Source organism: Halegenticoccus soli, from assembly GCF_002844195.1.
In the GTDB taxonomy this organism is placed as follows: Archaea; Halobacteriota; Halobacteria; order Halobacteriales; family Haloferacaceae; genus Halegenticoccus; species Halegenticoccus soli.
The window spans coordinates 77,341-93,564 of the sequence record NZ_PEND01000006.1 but is presented as its reverse complement, the minus strand read 5'-3'; the positions used below and the strand labels follow the sequence as shown (position 1 = coordinate 93,564).

Sequence of the window (16,224 nt, the reverse complement as noted above, 5' to 3'; positions counted from 1 at the left end):
CTATCTCCCGTCGGCCGCCTTCGATCGACCGCTATCGGTCCGCGGTCACGCCCGCTCGAACACGGGCGTCCCCGCGTTGCCGACGTCCACGTACCCGAGCGACCGGAGCGCGTACACCAGGTCGGAGAGGGCTACCGACTCCAGTTCGGTGACGGGTCGGCCGTCGTCGGTGTACGACGCGCTCCGTTCGAAAAGCGCGTCGAGCCGCACCCGATCCGCCGTCAGGTCGTCGAACAGTCGCCCGGCGGGCCCGGGTAGCTCACCCCGATCGAACGCCTCCAGCTTCGATTCCACCCGGCGCGCGAGGTCCTCGTAGGTCACCCTCCCGGCCCGTTCCGGGGATCGGACGCGCGTCACGCGTTCGACCAGCCGGCGGTTCTCCGCCACCGCCTCGTCCCAGTGTTCGACCGCCCGGATCGCGAGGGTTTCGAGCTCGTCGACCGCCCCGGCGAGCGCGTAGTCCCCCGGGACGCAGTCGTGGATCCAGGGTTCGTCCCGCAGGATCAGCACCTGGCCGCTGGCGGCCTGCTCGAACGGCGTCCGCGCCATCGTCTCGTACTCGCTCGCGCAGACCGCGAGGTCCCCCAGGCCGAGCGCGCGCTCGTAGGTCTCGCGGTCGGCGTTCGGGTGCGCCTCGACCCAGTCGAGCGCCCCGTACTCGTCCGGAATCTCCTCCATGCTCGTCATGACGGTCCGGATTCCGAACCGCTCGCGGAGCGTCCGCGAGAGCCCGATCAGCCGGTCCGTCCGCTTTTTGTCCCACAGCGAGCCGGCGAGGTGCAGCCACTCGGGGCGGTCGGCGTAGGTCTCGTCGTACGCGGAGAAGTCGACCGGGCTGCCCGTCTCCACCGCGTCCGCGAGCGCCGGTTCGACCGCGTCGGGGCGGAGGAACGCCGTCGCGCGCTTTCTGAGCTCGCGGGCGTCGACGCCGGCCTTGAACCAGACGCCGTCGGCGAAGAGCGCCCGACAGACCTCCATCCGGAACTGGTAGTCGTTGCGGTACGGGCACCACCGGTATTTGAACGGGAGCTGGAGGTCGTGGACGTCCGCGATCACGTCGAACGGACGGACCTGCGCGGCCCAGTGATCCGAGCCCTCCAGGAGCCACTTGTAGAGCGTCGCGCGGCCGGTCCGGTGGCCGTCGATCGCGACGTCGACGTAGGCGTCCCGGTCGAAGATGCGGCGGTCGAGGGCGTACAGCTGATCCCGGCTGTACCCTCCCTCGGTGAACAGGTACTCCCGCTCGTCGCCGTGCATGAACGGTTCCGCCTCGACGAGCGTCACCCGCTCGCGGTCCGCGCGCACGTCTCCCGCCCCGTAGCCGGCGGTCTCGCGGGGCGGGAGCAGCCAGTAGACGTGCAGCGAGTCGTCGAGGGAGAGCCACTGCTCGACCAGGGTGACGAGGTCGTTGACGGTCCCGTTGGCGCTCAGGTCGTCCGGGCGGTACACCTCGGGGGCGAGAAGTACCCTCATGGCTCCTCGTCGGGGAGTCGGATCCGGCGTTCCCGCCCGTCGCGCTCGACACCGACCGCCGCATTCGATCCGCGAGGACTCATGTCCGCGAAAACGGGGGAGACGCGCATCAATCTAATTGCCGTCGGCGGGTGACCACCTCGACTCCGCCGCCTCTCGCCGTCGGGTCCGGCGCGTCCGATCAGCCGAACTTCTCGAAGGGCTGCTCGCAGTCCTCGCAGTAGTGCATCGACCGGCAGAGGCCGGGACCCTTCGGGTGGTCGCGGACGGTGTTCGTCGAGCCGCAGTACGGGCACTCCGCGCCGGTCGCGTCGCCCCCGGTCGCGGTGCTCGGGTCGAACCGCATGGTCACACGCTCAGGCCGAAGTCGCGGAGCCGTTCGCGGCCGCGCTCGGTCACCATGTTCACGTTCCACGGCGGCGAGTAGCGGAGGCGGACGTCGGCGTCGTCGACGTCGCCCGCGGTCATCGCGGCGCACCGGACGTCGTTCAGCAGCATCTCCCGCGCCGGGCAGCCGGTGTACGTGAGCGTCATCTCGACGACCGCGCGCTTGCCGTCCGCTCCGGCGGCCGCCGCGTCCTCGACGCGCACGCCGTAGATCAGCCCGAGGTCGACGACGCTCACGGGCATCTCGGGGTCCTCGACCTCGTAGAGGGCGTCCCAGATCTCGCGCTCCGCGCCCGTCGCGCCCTCGCCGGTCTTCGGGTACTCCTCGGGGGCGTCGCCGCGGGCGTAGTCCGTGTAGGCGCACGCCTCAGAGTCGGGCGCGGGCTCGAACCCGACCTCGTCGTCGGCGCTCACGCGCCCTCACCCCGGAGCCGGATCGGTTCGGGCCTCCCGAGGTCCTCGTACGTGTGCGTGAACTCCTCGTACAGCTCGAACCACGCGTCGGTGTGGGTGCCGTCGCGACCCACCGGCTCGGGAAGCGCCGTCTCCTCGGGGTCCGGCACGTCGAGGTCGAGCGACTCGAGGTACGGGATCGCGATCTCGAACCACTCCGTCCGGAGGTCGTCGAGCGTCTCGGTCCGGAACCCGAGGTCGACGACGTCGTCCTCGCGCGGTCCAGGCTCGAACAGCGTCAGCGCGTGGGGGAACAGCCGGTCGAGCGCGGCCTGGACGCGCTCGTGGCTCTCGGATCCGGGATCCCCGGCCAGCCGCTCCAGCCAGCTCTGGGCGTGCTCGCGGTGGTAGTTCTCCTCCGCGATCGCCTTGCCGACCCGGTCGGCGATGGGCGCGTAGCTCGTGCCCACGAGCGCCTCCAGTCGGAGGTGTTCGGCCGTGTCGTACAGGTAGCTCCGGACGATCACGTCCGCCCAGTCGCCCTCCTCGAAGGGGAGTTCGACGAGCGTCGAGTGCGTCCACTCCGCGGGGTCGCGCTCCCAGACGAGGTCCGGCTCGGCGTACCCGAACTCCTGGAGCAGGTCGTACCAGAGCCGGGCGTGGCCGAGTTCGTCCTGCGCGATGTTGGCGAGCGCGAGGTCAGATTCGAGCGACGGCGCGTAGATCTGCCACTCGGTGTACCGCTCGGCGGCGACGAACTCGTCGTCCGCCAGCCGGAACAGGAGCTCCTCGACCGCCCCGCGCTCGCGGTCGCCGAGGTCGTCGGGGCCCAGCGTCGACGTCACGACTGCGCCTCCTTGCGCTTCCGCGCGGCCTCGCGCTGTTCGGCCTCCGACTCGGCGACCTCGCGGGCGAAGCTCCCGTCCACGCGGTTGTACGTCATCGCCCAGCGGTACGCCTTGTCGGTCGTCCCGCCGAAGTGGGCCCGCTCGTCGTCGACCTCGCTGATCTCGCCCTGCGGGACGACCCACAGGCTGTGGGTCTTCATCCGCCGCCCGTGCTGGATCTGCGCGAACAGCTCCGCCATCTCCCGGTCGGGGGCGTGGACGTTGCCGCAGTGCGTGTGGTAGCCGCCCGCCTTCTCCTGTCTGAACACTTCCCAGATCATGATCAATCGGCCGCCTGCGGGGCCGCGCCCGCGCTCGCGCTCTCCCAGCTGTCCATGGCGTTCCGGACCCACTCGACGGCCTCCTGGCGCCGCCGACGGGAGCCGATCTGCTCGTCGCTGCCCTCGTAGTCGTTCTTCGCGACGGTCCAGAACTCGTCCCAGTCGAGGTCCTCCTCGACGACCTCGTAGCGGCCCTCGTCCTCGTGGTAGATGAGCCGCGGCTCGTCGGGGATTTCGAGGCCGTACTTCTCGGCCTTCGGGATGTAGGCGTTGAGGAACGCCTGCCGGAGTTCGTCGTTGGCCATCGTCTTCAGCCCCACCTCCGAGGCGAACCCGTGGTGGGTGCTCTGCTCGTTCACCGGGCCGAAGAACTGGAGGATGCGCGGCCACCACTCCTCGAAGGCCTCCTGGACGCGCTCGCGCGTCGCCTTCGGGCCGGACATGAGTTCGCGGAGGATGTCCTCGCCGTGCTTGACGTGGAACCCCTCCTCGAAGCAGACCTTGTCCATCGCGTGGGCGTAGGGCTGCCAGCTCGTGCTCTTCAGCGTCGCCTGCCGGCGCATCGCCGCGCCGTCGACGAAGAAGGCGATCATCGGCGTCTCGACCCAGTCGGTCATCGGGTAGTGAAAGCAGTTGAGGAACTTCCCCTCGCCCGCCGCGAGCTCGTCGAGCATCTCGTCGCGCGTCTTCACGCCGAGCGTCTCGGCCGCCCGGTACAGGAGCTGCGCGTGGCCGATCTCGTCCTGCACCTTGGCGCTGAACGCGAGTTTGCGATCGAGGCTCGGCGCCTGCCGGATGAACGGCTTCTCCAGGTACCCGCCCATCACCTCCGAGTTCGCGTGGAACTGGATCATCCGCGTTGCCGCCTTGCGGTACTCCTCGGGCATGTCGTCCTTGGGGCTGAACCGCCTCGGTCCGGCCTCCGTCTTGACGGTGTCGAGGTCCATGGAAGATAGTTACAAATACGTCCGCATACCGATTGGCCCGTCCATGGAATGCATTTATATACTGTTCGCGACGTGAGGGAGGTGATGATCGACGAGTGTCTCGTCGTCGAATTCCGGGTGACGGGCGACGATTGCCCGCTCGCGGTCGCCTCGCGGGAGGCGGGCGTCGCGGTCGAGTGCGAACCGCCGCAGCTCCGCGACGACGGCTACGCGCTCCTCCGGTTCACCGCGCCCGAGAGCGACGATCTCGCGGCGGCGCTCGACGCCGACGGGCGCCTCCGCTACCTCCACCGCTCGGCCGCGGACGGGCGGGACGTCTACCGCTGCCTGTCGAAGCGCCCGTGCGTCGTCCACGAGCTGACGAACGTCGGGTTCATGGCCGAGACGCTGACCTACCGCGACGGCGTCGAGCGCCACACCGGCGCGGTCGTCGGGTACGACGTGCTCCAGGGCGTGCTCGAAGCGGCCGGCGAGGCCGTCGGCGTCAGGCTGGAGCGCCTGTACCCGCTGGGGCCGGAGGGCGAAAAGGCGGCCGCCGGGCGGTGGAACGTGACGCCCGCGCAGGAGGAGGCGCTGCGGGCGGCGCTGGAGATGGGGTACTTCTCGGTCCCGCGCGGTGCGACGGCGGCCGAGGTGGCGTCCGAGCTGGGAATCAGCAAGACGGCGTTTTTAGAGCGTCTGCGTCGCGGGCAGTCGGGGCTGTTCGCGCAAGTGTTCGTTTGAGCGTCACCGCTACTTCGCGGTGCGAAAGCGCGTCCAGAGCGCGCGGAAGCCGAGTACGCGTGACGCGCGTCTCTCGTGATCGCGAAACGGCGGAGCCGTTTCGGGCGACGACGGCAGGCATCGGTGGCCGTCGACGCCCCGACGCAGTCGCGTTACCCTCCGCCTTCGTCGCCGCGTTCGGCGACGGTTCGGAGCGACCCGCGGTCACCCCGACCCGCGGTCACCCCGTTCGCGCTCGGTGCCTCCCTCGTCGCGGGCGCGGTCCCGCTGTACCTCGTCTTCGGCTGCGTCCTCGGATACCCCGCTCGAGACGCTCTGCGCTCCTTTTCGCCCGTTTTTTGCGCCGGTCAGTCGCCCCGTCGGCGTTCCCGGGACGAGTCGCGGTCCCGGGACGAGAGCGTGAGGTCGCCGTCGCTGGTCGCCGTTACGTCGAATCCGCAGCACCGGAACGTGAGCGATCCGGTGAAGTCCTCGGTTCCGCTGGCCGAAAACAGCGCGTTGAGCGCGTCCGAGTCGACGGCGTCGTCTATGCAGGGTAACTCTTCGATGCTCGTCCCGGTGAGGTCCGCGATCGCGCGCAGAACGGCGAGCGAGGGTTCGTACTCCTTCGAGGGGTCGAAGGAGGCCAGATACGTCGACGAGTAGCGCCCGCCGCCGCTCCTGTCTCGGGTCGGTGACGTCATGACGTGCGAGTAGGTCTTTCGCGGCTACCTACGGCCGCGTCGTCGGACCGTTGTCGAACCATTGCCTCGATCGTCTCCGAGTTTCCCGGGCCTCCCTAAACAGGTAGCGCGTCCAAGGAGAATTCCGCCACCGAAGCCGGAGAGTACGGGCGTCGAACGGGTCTCCGGTTCGGACAGTACGGCGGGGGACCGATCGTCTCGGGAGGACCCGAAACCGGTCGACCGCTCAGTTCGCGGGCGTCGCCGCGATCCCCCGCTTTCCGGTCACGTACTGCCGGAGGAACACGACGGCGATGAGTCCGAGCCCGATCAGATCCGTCGTCACTCCGGGCGCGATGAGGACCACCGCGCCGGCGACGAGGATGAACCGTTCGACGACGTGCGTCGGGGCGTAGAGGTACCCCTGCGTTCCCCCCGAGAGGGCCACGACGCCGATCAGCGCGGTGCCGACGCCGACGGCGATGTCCGTCGGCGAGCCGATGAGGAGCAGCTCCGGCCCGAACACGAACAGGTAGGGCACGAGAAAGCCCGCGGCCGCGAGGTTCACCGCCGTCAGGCCGGTCTTCCACGGGTCCGACTCGGCGATGCTGCTCGTCGTGAACACCGCCAGCATGATCGGCGGCGTGATGGCGCTGATGATGCCGAAGTAGAAGATGAACAGGTGCGCCGCGAGCGTCTCGACGCCGAGGCCGACGAGGGCCGGCGCGCCGAGCGCGGCGAGCACGACGTAGGCGGCCGTCGTCGGCAGCCCCATCCCGAGGACGATCGAGGTCAGCATCGTCAGCGCGAGCGCGACGAGGAGGACGCCGCCGGACGCCGACTCGATGAGCGAACTGAACTCCAGACCCAGTCCCGTCAGCGTCACCATGCCGACGACGATACCGGCCGTCGCGCACGCGGCCGCGACGACGACGGTCATGCGCATTCCGCGGTCGAGCGCGTCGACGGCCGTCATCGCGGCAGCGCGCGCGAGCCGCGACGCGGTTTCGGCGTCCCCTTCCGTCAGCGCCCGTACGAAGGTCCGCGCGGCCCCGAGCGGGATCGAGACGACGGCCGTCAGCGCGATGGCGACGAACGCGGCGAACATCGCCGAGTAGCCGAGGACGAGCATGGCGACGAGCGCGACGATCGGGAGCAGGTAGTGCGCGCCGGTCCCGAGCAGGTGCCGCGGGTCCGGGAGTTCGGATCGGCTGAGCCCCTCCAGCCCCTCCCGCTTCGCGCGGAAGTGGACGGCCGCGCCGACGCTCAGGAAGTACAGGAGCGCCGGAACCGCCGCCGCCGCGATGATCGTGACGTAGCTGATCCCGGTCCACGCCGACATGATGAACGCCCCCGCGCCCATCACCGGCGGCATGATCTGCCCGCCGCTCGACGCGGCCGCCTCGACGGCCGCCGCGTACCGGTCCCTGAACCCGGTTCGCTTCATGAGCGGGATGGTGAACGCGCCCGTCGTCGCGGCGTTGGCGACGGCGCTCCCGTTGAGACTCGCCAGGAATCCGCTCGACAGCACGGCGGTCTTCGCCGGCCCGCCGGTGCTCCGGCCGGTCGCGCCGTACGCGAGGTCGATGAACCAGTCGCCGATGCCGGTCGCTTCGAGGAACGCCCCGAGGATGATGAACACGACGACGAACGTCGCGCTGACGCCGAGCGGAATGCCGAAGATTCCCTCCGTCGTCAGGTAGGTGTGCGCGACGATCCGCTCGATCGTGTAGCCACGGTGGATGAGCGGCCCCGGCATCAGCCGCCCGTAGTAGGCGTACAGGAGGAACGCCAGGCCGATGATCGGTAGCGCCCGCCCCGTCGCCCGACGGGTGACTTCGAGCACGAGCAGGATCGCAATGCCGCCGAACACCAGGTCGATCGCGAGCGGGTCGCCCGAGCGCTGCGCGAGCCCGCCGTATCGGACGGCGTACGTGAGGTACAGGACGCTCGGAACGCCGATCCCGATCAGCGCCCAGTCGTACCAGGGGACGCGGTCCCGATCCGCCTCGCGCGCCGGAAAGTACAGGAGGGCCAGCACGGCTATCGCGGCCAGGTGCAGCGGGCGGTTGACGAACGCGCCGGGGCTCCCGAACCCCGCCACGTAGATGTGGTACGCCCCCGCGACGACCGCGACGGCGAGCGCGATCAGCCGCGTTCGGCCGCGCAGCGTTCTTCCCGGTTTATCCTCCGCGTCTTGCAGTTCGTAGTCGGTTTGTGTCGTGTCGGTCATAGGTGTGTCTCCAGCCGCAATCTGAGGTAATCGAGGTAGCTCACGCGGCGGACCGAAAACCGGATCGAGTTCCAGCGGTCCGTGTACGCCGGCAGCGGGCGTCTCTCCCCGTCGAGGACGAGCGTCTGGTTGGTGTACCTCGCCACGCGGACGGTGAACGCGTCGAACCGTCGCTCCATGCGCAGCACGGTGAAGTTCCCCTCGCGGGTCTGGTTCCCCTCCGTGTATTCGAGGCCGATCGCGTGGTACCGGTACTCCTCGCGGATCTGCACGATCGTCGCTCCGCGGACCTCGTACACCTCGCGGATCGGCGTCTTATCGAACGAGTGGACGTAGTGGATCGCGAACCGGTCGCCCTCCCCGACCCGTTCGACGCCGAGCGTCTCGCCGGTCCGGGGATCCTGCAGCAGCAGGACGGTCGCGTCCGCGATCCCCCCCGCGAGGAGCGAGAGCGCGACGACGGCCGCGGCGATCCGGCGTCGGCGCATCTCGACCCTACAGGCCCGCCTCGTCGAAGTACTTCTTCGCGCCGGGGTGCAGGTCGATCGGCGCGGCGCGGGCGGCACCTTCGAACTGGTTCGCCGCCGGGTGGACCTCCGCGAGCTGATCCAGGTTCCCGTAGATCGCCTCGACGACACGATAGAGCAGGTCCTCGTCCATGTCCTCCCGGACGATCATCGTGTTCGTCACGGCCGGGACGTTCACGTCCTCGTCCTGCCCCTTGTACGTCCCGCCGGGGACGGTCCCCTTCACGTAGTAGTCGAACTGGCTCGTGATCTCGCCGAGTTCGTCGTCGGGGAAGTCGATCAGCCGGATGTTCCGCTGGCTGGCGAGGTCCTGAATCGACGACGCCGGGTAGGCGACGCTCCAGAAGCCGGCGTCGATCTGGCCGTCCTGCAGGGCGCTCGCCGTCTCGCTGAACGAGAGGCGCTGCTCGTCGATGTCGTCGTAGGTGATGTCGTAGAAGTTGAGCAGCTCCTCGGCGATGACCTCCGTCCCGCTGCCGGGCGCGCCGACGCTCACGCGCTTTCCCTTCAGGTCGGCGATCGACTCGATGTCCTTGTTCCGCAGCGTGACGACCTGCGTCGCGTTCTGGTACGCGCCGAACGCCGCCGACAGCGGCAGCGCCTCGTCGAAGTCCCCCTCGCCGTTGACCGCGAGCAGGACGGAGTTGCCGAGCGCCAGCGCCATCGTCATCTCCTCGTTTGCGACGAGCCGGCAGTTCTCGACGCTCGCGCCGGTGGACTCGGCGGACGCCTCGACCCCGTCGAGGTTCTTGTTGAGGATGTCCGCCATCCCGCCGCCGAGCGGGTAGTAGACGCCCCCCGTCCCGCCGGTTCCGATGGTGACGAAGGTGGGCCCGCCGCCACCGCCGCCGTCGCCGTCGCCGCCCGCGCCGGCGGGGCCGCCTGCGCAGCCCGCCAGCCCGGCGAGCGCGGCCGCACCCGTCGCCTTCGCGAACGCACGCCTGTCCATGCTCCGTGTGCCACTTTCACGCGCCATACCACTCCGTATCAATCATTGTTGATAAGGATATTGAATACGGGATTAAATACTGTAAGTGCGAATAGAATTTCCCCCTCGACGCGTCGAGAGATCCCGCGGGATCGACCGTCCGGAGCGAGCGCGCTTCGATCCTTCCGGAGGGCGAAACGTTATGCGGCGCTACTTCGGAGAAAACCGCATGTTCGATCGCAACGGATCGCGCGACGACGGCGGCGACGGAGCGCGGCGCACACGGCGTCCCGCCCGCCTCGGATAATGGTCGGCGAAGCCCGCGAGCCGTCCGGCGAGTCGGGGCCGCTGTCGGGGGTGACGGTTCTCGACGCGTCCCGCGTGCTCGTCGGACCGTTCTGCACGATGCAACTGGGCGACCTCGGCGCGGAGGTGATCAAGGTCGAACGACCGGGCGTCGGCGATCAGACCCGCGGCTGGCACCCGCCCACCTACGGCGACTCCGGCGAGAGCGCCTACTACGTCAGCGTCAACCGGAACAAGCGCTCCGTCACGCTGAACCTGGCCTCGGAGGAGGGGCGCGAGGTGTTCCGCGACCTCGCGCGCGAGGCGGACGTCCTCGTGCACAACTTCCGCGTCGGGAAGATGGCCGAGTGGGAACTCGACTACGAGCACCTCCGGGGGGAGAACCCCGGCATCGTCTACTGCGCGATCTCGGGGTACGGCGAGTGGGGTCCCGCGAAGGACCGCCCCGCCTACGACGTGATGATGCAGGCCGAGGGCGGGCTGATGAGCATCACCGGCGAGCAGGGCGGTCCGCCGGTCCGGGTCGGCGTCGCCCTCGCGGACATCGGCGCGGGGATGTACGCGACGCAGGCGATCCTCGCGGCGCTGTTCGAGCGGGAGCTGGGCGACGGGACCGGCCAGAAGGTCGACGTGAGCCTGTTCGACGGGCAGGTCGCGTGGATGACGTACATGGCCTCGTACTACTTCGCGACCGGCGAGTCGCCCGGCCGGATGGGGAGCAAGCACCCGACGATCGCCCCCTACCAGGCGTACGAGACGGCCGACGGGTACGTCGTGGTCGCGGTCTCCTCGGAGAACATCTGGCCGCGCTTCTGCGCGGCGCTCGGCCGCGAGGACCTCGCCGACGACGAGCGCTTCGCGACCAACGCCGACCGCGTCGAGAACCGGGACGCCCTGGACCGGATCGTCGAGCCGATCCTGGCCGACATGGACACGGCGGAGGCGCTCGACGCGCTGGAGGACCACGGCGTCCCCGCCAGCGACGTGAAGGACATGGAGGCCGTCTTCTCGCACCCGCAGGTCGAGGCGCGGGGGATGCTCCGGACGGTCGATCATCCGACCGCGGGGGAGGTGCGGATGCCCGGCAGCCCGATGTTCTTCTCGCGGACGCCCGCCACGATCCGCCGGCACCCGCCGCTGCTCGGCGAGCACACCGAGGCGGTCCTCCGCGAGCGCGGCTACGCGGCCGAAGAGATCGAACGGCTGCGCGAGGACGGCGTCATCTGAGACGCGAACGGCGTCGTCTGCGGGTCGCGGCCGGTGCCGTCGCCCGCGACGGCGATCACGACACCCCCGGCGGCTACGTTTTTGTCGTTCCCGGCCGAGATACTCGACATGCTCCCCGAAGCCCTCGCCGCCGAGGACGGCCCCCGCGCGATCGACACCCACGCCCACCAGCCGACGAGCGAGTTCCTCCACGACGCCGGCGGGGAGATGATGCGGGACGCCGCCCGGAAGTTCGGCGCGGAGATGGAGACGTGGGACTACGAGGAGATGCTGGCGGAGTACCGCGAGGCCGGCGTCGCCCGCGCCGTCCTCCTCGGCTGGGACGCCGAGACGAACACCGGCAACCCGCCGGTCCCGAACGACTACGTCGCGGAGGTGCGCGACGAACACCCCGACTTCTTCGTCGGGTTCGGGAGCGTGGATCCGCTGAAGGGCGACTGCGTCGAGGAGGCCGAACGCTGCGTCGAGGACCTCGACCTCTCCGGGTTCAAGTTCCAGCAGATCGCCCAGGGGTTCGATCCGAGTTCGCCGCGACACGACGAGCTGTGGAACGCCATCGAGGGGCTCGGCGTCCCGGTGATCTTCCACGGCGGGAACTCGACGCTCGGCGCGGGCAGCCCCGGCGGGCGCGGCCTGCGCGTCAAGCACGGTAATCCGATGCTGATCGACGACGTGGCCGCCGAGCACCCCGACCTGCGGATCCTCATCGCCCACCCGGCGTTCCCGTGGGAGAGAGAGCAGCTTGCGATCTGCCAGCAGAAGGGGAACGTCTACATGGACCTGTCGGGCTGGCTTCCGAAGTACATCGACGAGCAGGTGCTCCACTACGCGGGGACGGTCCTCCGCGACAAGGTGATGTTCGGCACCGACTACCCGATGATCCGACCGGGTCGGTGGCTGGAGCAGTTCGCGGAGTACACCGACTACGACGAGGAGACCCAGCGGAAGCTGCTGTGGGAGAACGCCGAGGCGTTCCTCGACCTGTGAGGCGGCGGACCCCCTCGATCCGTGAAGCGTGAGTGACCACGATCCGCGGGCCTCGGCACCCTCGGTCTGTGAGCGGCCGGCGGTCGTCGATCCGTAAACCGCCGGGCGCGGGCGGCGCGTTCGGACTCCGCGTTCGGCCGCTAGAACTCCGGCTTCCGCTTTTCGAGGAACGCGGAGACGCCCTCCTCGTGCTCGGGGGTGTCGTACGCCTGCGCCTGGAGCATGCACTCGTAGTCGAGCGCGTCCCGGAAGCCGCGACCCGCGTTCCCGTGCAGCGCCTCCTTGATGAGCCCGATCGTGCGCGTCGGGCGGTTTCGGAGCGTCTCCAGCAGCTCCCCGACGGCGTCGTCGAGGTCCTCGTCCGGCGCGACGCGGTTCACCAGCCCGAGCTCGGCGGCCTCCTCCGCGCCGACCAGCCGCCCGGTGATGGCGAGATCCTTCGCGGCGCGCATGCCGACGAGCTGCGGGAGCAGGAACGTCCCGCCCGTGTCGGGGACGAGGCCGACCCTGACGAACGCCGCGCCGAACCGGGCGGACTCGGCCGCGTAGGCGAAGTCCGACACCGCCGTCAGCGCCAGCCCGGCGCCCACCGCGTCGCCGTTCACCTTGGCGACGATCGGCACCGCCGACCCGATCGCCGCCTCGGCGGCCCGGCCGAACGTCGAGCGCATCATCTCGTAGTCCTCGCGGCTCGATCGGTCCCGCTCGGCCATCGCCTGCACGTCGCCGCCGGCCGAGAACGCGCGCCCCTCGCCGGTCAGCACGCACGCGTCGCGCTCGGCCGGGTCGAGCGCCTCGATCTCGTCCGCCAGTTCGGCCGCGATGTCGGCGGTCATCGCGTTCATCGCGTCCGGTCGGTCGAAGGTGATCGTCCGAACGCCGTCGTCGTCGGTGATTCGCATGGTCCGACCTCGACGCGAGTCGAATTAAAGTTCCGGCCCACCCGCCCGCGGATCGATCGTTCCCGGACCCCCGGCGACGGCGACCGGGTGCGGAGCGCGCCACCGCCGTCGCGTCGGCCGTCCCGGTTTTGTCCGTGGCGGCCGCACGTCGGGGTATGCTCGGTTCCGTCTCGCGCGCGGCGGGGGTCGGGAAGAACGTGCTGGCGGAGTTCAGGGCCAAGAACGTGACGTTCATGGCCGGGAGCATCGCCTACAACGCGTTCGTTTCGCTCGCGCCGCTGATCGTGCTCCTGGTGCTGGTCGTGTCGCTGCTCGGCAGCGGACAGATGGAATCCCAGGTCGCCGCGCTCGCGAAGCAGTACCTTACCCCCGCGGTGGGCGGTTTCGTCGACAGCGCGCTGCGGGGCAACCGCGGACAGACCGGCGTTTCGGTCATCGGCCTCGTCGTGCTCGTCTGGGGGACGCTGAAGATCTTCCGCGGCCTCGACACGGCCTTCTCGGAGATCTACGAGTCGGACGCCGACAACGCGTTGACCGACCAGCTCCGGGACGGGCTCGTCGTCCTGGTCGCGCTCACCGTCGCCATCGCGGCCATCGTCGTCGCCAGCGCGGCGTTCGCGGCGTTTCAGTCGCTGCCGTTTCTCGACTGGCTCAACCCGCTCCTCCTCGTGTTCGGGCTCAGCGTCGCGTTCTTCCCGCTGTACTACGTGTTCCCCGACGTCGATCTCTCCCCCCGCGAGGTCGTCCCCGGCGTCGTCTTGGCCGCGGTCGGCTGGGCGGTCCTGCAGGGGCTGTTCCAGGCCTACCTCGAATACACCGGCAGGACGAACCCGTCCGACATCCTCGGCGGCATCGTCGTCCTCCTCACCTGGCTCTACCTGAGCGGGCTGGTGCTCCTCGTCGGGGCCGTCGTGAACGCCGTCCTCCAGGGGCACGCCACCGCCGCGACGGGCGGGGCCGACGGGGCGGCGGACGGCGAGGCGCTCCGCGAAGCGCGCATGGACCGCGACGAGGGCGCGGTCTACCTCCGGCGGCTCAGGCAGGACCTCACCGGGCGGTACGAGGGGATTCGACCGATGACGGCCGGCGGGACGGACGGACGAGCGCCGATGCCCGAGACCGGTCGGCTCGACGTGACGGAGCGGTCGTACACGGAGGACGGCAGGCGCGTGCAGGAGGTGCGGCTCAAGTGGCCCGTCGAGCGGGACGCGAAGAGAGCGGGAGGTGAGCGCGACGAGAGCTGACCGGCGCGAATCACCCGCGCGAACTCGATTTCCTGGAAGTCGCCGACCGGCGCGTCCCCGACGCCTTCTTCTGAGAGCGCGGTCAGAGCCACGGCGAGTGACAACCCCGTACGCCGACTGATCTCACCCGAAACGTTCGGGGCGGGTGTCCTCGAAGAAGCTCGCTCGGCGGCTGCGCTACTTCCGCTTTATCATGAACTTCATGTCGCCCGCGAACACGACCTCGCCGTCCTGCCGCGTCATCTCCGTGTCGATGACGACGAGCCCGGCGTCGTCGCGGCTGGAGAACGGCTTCGTCTCCGTGACCTCCATCCGGAGCGAGATGGTGTCGCCCGTCCGCACGGGCGCGGGGATGTCCATGTAGTTCATGCCGAGGAAGGCCAGAACCGTCCGTTCGAGGAACCCGCAGCGGTAGACGAAGCCGGTCGCCAGGACGAACGTCATCGGCCCGTGGGCGACCCGCTCGCCGAAGTACTCGTCCTCGGCGTAGTGCCGGTTGGTGTGTAGTTCGGTCCAGTCGCCCGAGAAGGCGGAGTGCATGACGAAGTCCGCCTCCGTCACCGTCCGCCCGACGCTCTGAAACTCCTGTCCGACCTCGAAATCCTCGAAGTAGTGCGGCTCGTAGCTGTACGCCATGTGCTCTCCTTCAGACAACGGTGATAAATATTTGTGTACTATCCGCTCCGAGAGATACGCGGTAACATTTAACACTGCCCCGGCCGAACAGTCGCCGATGGCTGAACGGGTTCTCTACGTCTGTCGAGAGTGCGATCGGCGGGTGAGTTCCGGTGAGTACCGCGCCGCCTGCCCCGAATGCGGCGGCGTCTTGCGATCGGCGGTCGGCTGGTGAGTACCGAACCGTGACGGAACCGACGCGTCGGTCCGGGCCGTCGGAGCGACGAGGGAGGCCCGACGGGGAGGGTTCCGACCCGAGTGCGATCAGGTCCATCGCCGTGACGGTCGACGACGTGGTGACCGCGCTCGAAGCGGTCGAGCGGAGCGGCCGGCCGGTCGTCCTCCGGATCACGCCGCCCTTCTACGGCCGGATGCGCGCGCGACTCCACGTCGCCGGCGGCGAGGGCGGCTACGACGGCGACGTCGATCCGATCCACCTCGACCCGCGACGGCTCGTCGACGACGACGCGCCGCGGTACCCGGAGGTGGACGAGACCGAGGATCGGCTCGAAGCCGAGGAGGGGTACTCGACCGAGGAGCACCGCGCGCGCCACGTCGAGGCTGTCGAGCGGTGGCGCGCGGCGGTGCGGTCGCACGTCGTCGGGTCGATCGTCGTCGACGCGCCCGGGGGGCCGCACGAGATCGAGGTCAAGCGGCTCGGGTGAGCGGAGCCGCCGCTGTCCGGGGGTGAAATACTGAAAACCGTTTCCGTACGCCGTTACAGCCGCTGGAGGTTCTTCGCGCGCGGGCCCTTGTCGGCCTGTTCGATGTCGAACTCGACCTCCTGACCCTCTTCGAGGTCCGGGCCGCCGACGTCTTCCATGTGGAAGAACACGTCCTCGTCCGCGTCCTCAGTTTCGATGAATCCGTAACCGCCAGTGTCGTTGAAGAAAGCGACAGTACCTTTTGCCATTCGCAATAACTCCGATACCGACTCCGGTCCTGAGACGTATATAGATGTGGGTTTGTTATTCCGGGACCGAACGTCGGACGAACGCTTTTTGAACGGGCGCGGGCGTACTCCGAACATGAGCGCGGACGGCTATCGGCGCGGAACGCAGGTCGAGCGGTCGAGGCGACGGCCGCGCGTGAGGGGACCGTACCGACCGATTCTGCCGGTCGTCTGGGCGCTCGGCGGCGTCATCCTGCTCGTCGTGCTTCCGTTCGGCATCGACGCGGCGCTCGCCGTCCTCCTCGTCACCCACCTCTTCTTCGCGGGGCTCGTCCGCGCGGACATCAAGGCGCTCCGGCGGCAGGGCCTGGAGTGGGGGTACACGCGGCACCTCTGGTTCGGCGCGGCGTTCGGACTCCCGTTCGCCGCGCCGGCGTACTACCTCTACAGCGGCCGGCGCATCCGCGCCGAGAATGAGCGGCGGGACGCCGCGGAACGGGGGGACGGCTCGGATCGAACGTCGGAATCGGTGGCCTGAATCCGACCGGCG

20 protein-coding genes are annotated in these 16,224 nt (G+C 69.5%); 7 read left to right on the top strand and 13 right to left on the bottom strand.

Features of this window, described 5'->3' with window-relative positions:
• Positions 1-45 precede the first annotated feature (45 nt).
• The 6 genes from CNO20_RS16645 to paaA all read right to left on the bottom strand — a co-directional run bounded on the left by CNO20_RS16645 (position 46) and on the right by paaA (position 4,368).
• Positions 46-1,473 carry a glycosyltransferase gene (locus CNO20_RS16645; RefSeq protein ID WP_101297252.1) on the bottom strand — a complete coding sequence of 476 codons (1,428 nt, stop codon included), beginning with the start codon at positions 1,471-1,473 and terminating at the stop codon, positions 46-48.
• Positions 1,474-1,654: 181 nt separating this feature from the next.
• Positions 1,655-1,819: a 1,2-phenylacetyl-CoA epoxidase subunit PaaE gene (paaE, locus tag CNO20_RS23090; protein WP_332889012.1), complete on the bottom strand. Its 165-nt coding sequence runs from the start codon at positions 1,817-1,819 to the stop codon at positions 1,655-1,657.
• A 2-nt stretch (positions 1,820-1,821) separates the two neighbouring features.
• Positions 1,822-2,274, bottom strand: coding sequence for a 1,2-phenylacetyl-CoA epoxidase subunit PaaD (gene paaD / locus CNO20_RS16640; protein WP_101297251.1), 453 nt, complete (start codon positions 2,272-2,274; stop codon positions 1,822-1,824).
• The gene (gene paaC / locus CNO20_RS16635; protein ID WP_101297250.1) at positions 2,271-3,098 is read right to left on the bottom strand and encodes a 1,2-phenylacetyl-CoA epoxidase subunit PaaC; all 828 of its coding nucleotides are present in this window, start codon (positions 3,096-3,098) and stop codon (positions 2,271-2,273) included. Before paaC ends, paaD begins: the two co-directional genes overlap by 4 nt.
• Entirely contained in the window at positions 3,095-3,421 is a 327-nt protein-coding gene (gene paaB / locus CNO20_RS16630) for a 1,2-phenylacetyl-CoA epoxidase subunit PaaB (protein WP_101297249.1), read from the bottom strand. The genes paaC and paaB overlap by 4 nt, the downstream gene beginning before the upstream one ends.
• Positions 3,422-3,423: 2 nt before the next feature.
• Positions 3,424-4,368, bottom strand: coding sequence for a 1,2-phenylacetyl-CoA epoxidase subunit PaaA (paaA, locus tag CNO20_RS16625; RefSeq protein ID WP_101297248.1), 945 nt, complete (start codon positions 4,366-4,368; stop codon positions 3,424-3,426).
• Positions 4,369-4,452: 84 nt separating this feature from the next.
• On the opposite strand from paaA, the gene CNO20_RS16620 reads away from it, so the two are divergent.
• Positions 4,453-5,091 (top strand): helix-turn-helix domain-containing protein, encoded by a 639-nt coding sequence (locus CNO20_RS16620; RefSeq protein ID WP_101297247.1) that lies wholly within the window; start codon positions 4,453-4,455, stop codon positions 5,089-5,091.
• Between the two features lie 347 nt (positions 5,092-5,438).
• Here CNO20_RS16620 and CNO20_RS16615 read toward each other — a convergent pair whose 3' ends face one another.
• From CNO20_RS16615 to CNO20_RS16600, 4 genes are all read right to left on the bottom strand, one after another.
• Entirely contained in the window at positions 5,439-5,774 is a 336-nt protein-coding gene (locus CNO20_RS16615) for a HalOD1 output domain-containing protein (RefSeq protein WP_101297246.1), read from the bottom strand.
• Positions 5,775-6,000: 226 nt separating this feature from the next.
• Positions 6,001-7,986, bottom strand: a complete 1,986-nt coding sequence (locus CNO20_RS16610) for a TRAP transporter permease (protein ID WP_101297245.1) — start codon at positions 7,984-7,986, stop codon at positions 6,001-6,003.
• Positions 7,983-8,474, bottom strand: coding sequence for a DUF1850 domain-containing protein (locus tag CNO20_RS16605; protein WP_101297244.1), 492 nt, complete (start codon positions 8,472-8,474; stop codon positions 7,983-7,985). Before CNO20_RS16605 ends, CNO20_RS16610 begins: the two co-directional genes overlap by 4 nt.
• A gap of 7 nt (positions 8,475-8,481) precedes the next feature.
• Positions 8,482-9,489 (bottom strand): TAXI family TRAP transporter solute-binding subunit, encoded by a 1,008-nt coding sequence (locus CNO20_RS16600; protein WP_199174896.1) that lies wholly within the window; start codon positions 9,487-9,489, stop codon positions 8,482-8,484.
• A 258-nt stretch (positions 9,490-9,747) separates the two neighbouring features.
• Here CNO20_RS16600 and CNO20_RS16595 point away from each other — a divergent pair, with 258 nt between their 5' ends.
• Together CNO20_RS16595 and CNO20_RS16590 are read left to right on the top strand one after the other, a co-directional pair.
• On the top strand, positions 9,748-10,974 hold the full coding sequence (locus tag CNO20_RS16595; RefSeq protein WP_101297242.1) for a CaiB/BaiF CoA transferase family protein: 1,227 nt from the start codon (positions 9,748-9,750) through the stop codon (positions 10,972-10,974).
• Between the two features lie 108 nt (positions 10,975-11,082).
• Positions 11,083-11,961: an amidohydrolase family protein gene (locus CNO20_RS16590; RefSeq protein WP_101297241.1), complete on the top strand. Its 879-nt coding sequence runs from the start codon at positions 11,083-11,085 to the stop codon at positions 11,959-11,961.
• Positions 11,962-12,101: 140 nt separating this feature from the next.
• Here CNO20_RS16590 and CNO20_RS16585 read toward each other — a convergent pair whose 3' ends face one another.
• Positions 12,102-12,863 (bottom strand): enoyl-CoA hydratase/isomerase family protein, encoded by a 762-nt coding sequence (locus CNO20_RS16585; protein ID WP_101297240.1) that lies wholly within the window; start codon positions 12,861-12,863, stop codon positions 12,102-12,104.
• A gap of 155 nt (positions 12,864-13,018) precedes the next feature.
• Here CNO20_RS16585 and CNO20_RS16580 point away from each other — a divergent pair, with 155 nt between their 5' ends.
• The gene (locus tag CNO20_RS16580) at positions 13,019-14,107 is read left to right on the top strand and encodes a YihY/virulence factor BrkB family protein (protein ID WP_101297239.1); all 1,089 of its coding nucleotides are present in this window, start codon (positions 13,019-13,021) and stop codon (positions 14,105-14,107) included.
• A 177-nt stretch (positions 14,108-14,284) separates the two neighbouring features.
• Here the strand turns inward: CNO20_RS16580 and CNO20_RS16575 are convergent, their stop codons facing one another.
• A complete protein-coding gene (locus CNO20_RS16575) occupies positions 14,285-14,743 on the bottom strand; it encodes a MaoC/PaaZ C-terminal domain-containing protein (RefSeq protein WP_101297238.1) in 459 nt (152 codons plus the stop codon).
• Positions 14,744-14,840: 97 nt separating this feature from the next.
• Between CNO20_RS16575 and CNO20_RS22730 the strand changes: the two genes are divergently transcribed.
• Positions 14,841-14,957: a rubrerythrin-like domain-containing protein gene (locus tag CNO20_RS22730; protein WP_143423280.1), complete on the top strand. Its 117-nt coding sequence runs from the start codon at positions 14,841-14,843 to the stop codon at positions 14,955-14,957.
• A gap of 88 nt (positions 14,958-15,045) precedes the next feature.
• Positions 15,046-15,447 (top strand): DUF8009 family protein, encoded by a 402-nt coding sequence (locus CNO20_RS16570; protein ID WP_101297545.1) that lies wholly within the window; start codon positions 15,046-15,048, stop codon positions 15,445-15,447.
• 53 nt (positions 15,448-15,500) lie between these two features.
• Here CNO20_RS16570 and CNO20_RS16565 read toward each other — a convergent pair whose 3' ends face one another.
• On the bottom strand, positions 15,501-15,695 hold the full coding sequence (locus CNO20_RS16565) for a cold-shock protein (protein WP_101297237.1): 195 nt from the start codon (positions 15,693-15,695) through the stop codon (positions 15,501-15,503).
• A gap of 115 nt (positions 15,696-15,810) precedes the next feature.
• Between CNO20_RS16565 and CNO20_RS16560 the strand changes: the two genes are divergently transcribed.
• Positions 15,811-16,212 carry a hypothetical protein gene (locus CNO20_RS16560; protein ID WP_101297236.1) on the top strand — a complete coding sequence of 134 codons (402 nt, stop codon included), beginning with the start codon at positions 15,811-15,813 and terminating at the stop codon, positions 16,210-16,212.
• Positions 16,213-16,224: the final 12 nt, after the last annotated feature.

What these genes read in the sequence shown, in the direction of transcription:
- CNO20_RS16645 (WP_101297252.1), bottom strand. Translation starts at nt 1,473, where the DNA reads ATGAGGGTACTTCTCGCCCCCGAGGTGTACCGCCCGGACGACCTGAGC.
- paaE (WP_332889012.1), bottom strand. Translation starts at nt 1,819, where the DNA reads ATGCGGTTCGACCCGAGCACCGCGACCGGGGGCGACGCGACCGGCGCG.
- paaB (WP_101297249.1), bottom strand. Translation starts at nt 3,421, where the DNA reads ATGATCTGGGAAGTGTTCAGACAGGAGAAGGCGGGCGGCTACCACACG.
- paaA (WP_101297248.1), bottom strand. Translation starts at nt 4,368, where the DNA reads ATGGACCTCGACACCGTCAAGACGGAGGCCGGACCGAGGCGGTTCAGC.
- CNO20_RS16620 (WP_101297247.1), top strand. Translation starts at nt 4,453, where the DNA reads ATGATCGACGAGTGTCTCGTCGTCGAATTCCGGGTGACGGGCGACGAT.
- CNO20_RS16615 (WP_101297246.1), bottom strand. Translation starts at nt 5,774, where the DNA reads ATGACGTCACCGACCCGAGACAGGAGCGGCGGCGGGCGCTACTCGTCG.
- CNO20_RS16610 (WP_101297245.1), bottom strand. Translation starts at nt 7,986, where the DNA reads ATGACCGACACGACACAAACCGACTACGAACTGCAAGACGCGGAGGAT.
- CNO20_RS16605 (WP_101297244.1), bottom strand. Translation starts at nt 8,474, where the DNA reads ATGCGCCGACGCCGGATCGCCGCGGCCGTCGTCGCGCTCTCGCTCCTC.
- CNO20_RS16600 (WP_199174896.1), bottom strand. Translation starts at nt 9,489, where the DNA reads ATGGCGCGTGAAAGTGGCACACGGAGCATGGACAGGCGTGCGTTCGCG.
- CNO20_RS16595 (WP_101297242.1), top strand. Translation starts at nt 9,748, where the DNA reads ATGGTCGGCGAAGCCCGCGAGCCGTCCGGCGAGTCGGGGCCGCTGTCG.
- CNO20_RS16590 (WP_101297241.1), top strand. Translation starts at nt 11,083, where the DNA reads ATGCTCCCCGAAGCCCTCGCCGCCGAGGACGGCCCCCGCGCGATCGAC.
- CNO20_RS16585 (WP_101297240.1), bottom strand. Translation starts at nt 12,863, where the DNA reads ATGCGAATCACCGACGACGACGGCGTTCGGACGATCACCTTCGACCGA.
- CNO20_RS16580 (WP_101297239.1), top strand. Translation starts at nt 13,019, where the DNA reads ATGCTCGGTTCCGTCTCGCGCGCGGCGGGGGTCGGGAAGAACGTGCTG.
- CNO20_RS16575 (WP_101297238.1), bottom strand. Translation starts at nt 14,743, where the DNA reads ATGGCGTACAGCTACGAGCCGCACTACTTCGAGGATTTCGAGGTCGGA.
- CNO20_RS22730 (WP_143423280.1), top strand. Translation starts at nt 14,841, where the DNA reads ATGGCTGAACGGGTTCTCTACGTCTGTCGAGAGTGCGATCGGCGGGTG.
- CNO20_RS16565 (WP_101297237.1), bottom strand. Translation starts at nt 15,695, where the DNA reads ATGGCAAAAGGTACTGTCGCTTTCTTCAACGACACTGGCGGTTACGGA.
- CNO20_RS16560 (WP_101297236.1), top strand. Translation starts at nt 15,811, where the DNA reads ATGAGCGCGGACGGCTATCGGCGCGGAACGCAGGTCGAGCGGTCGAGG.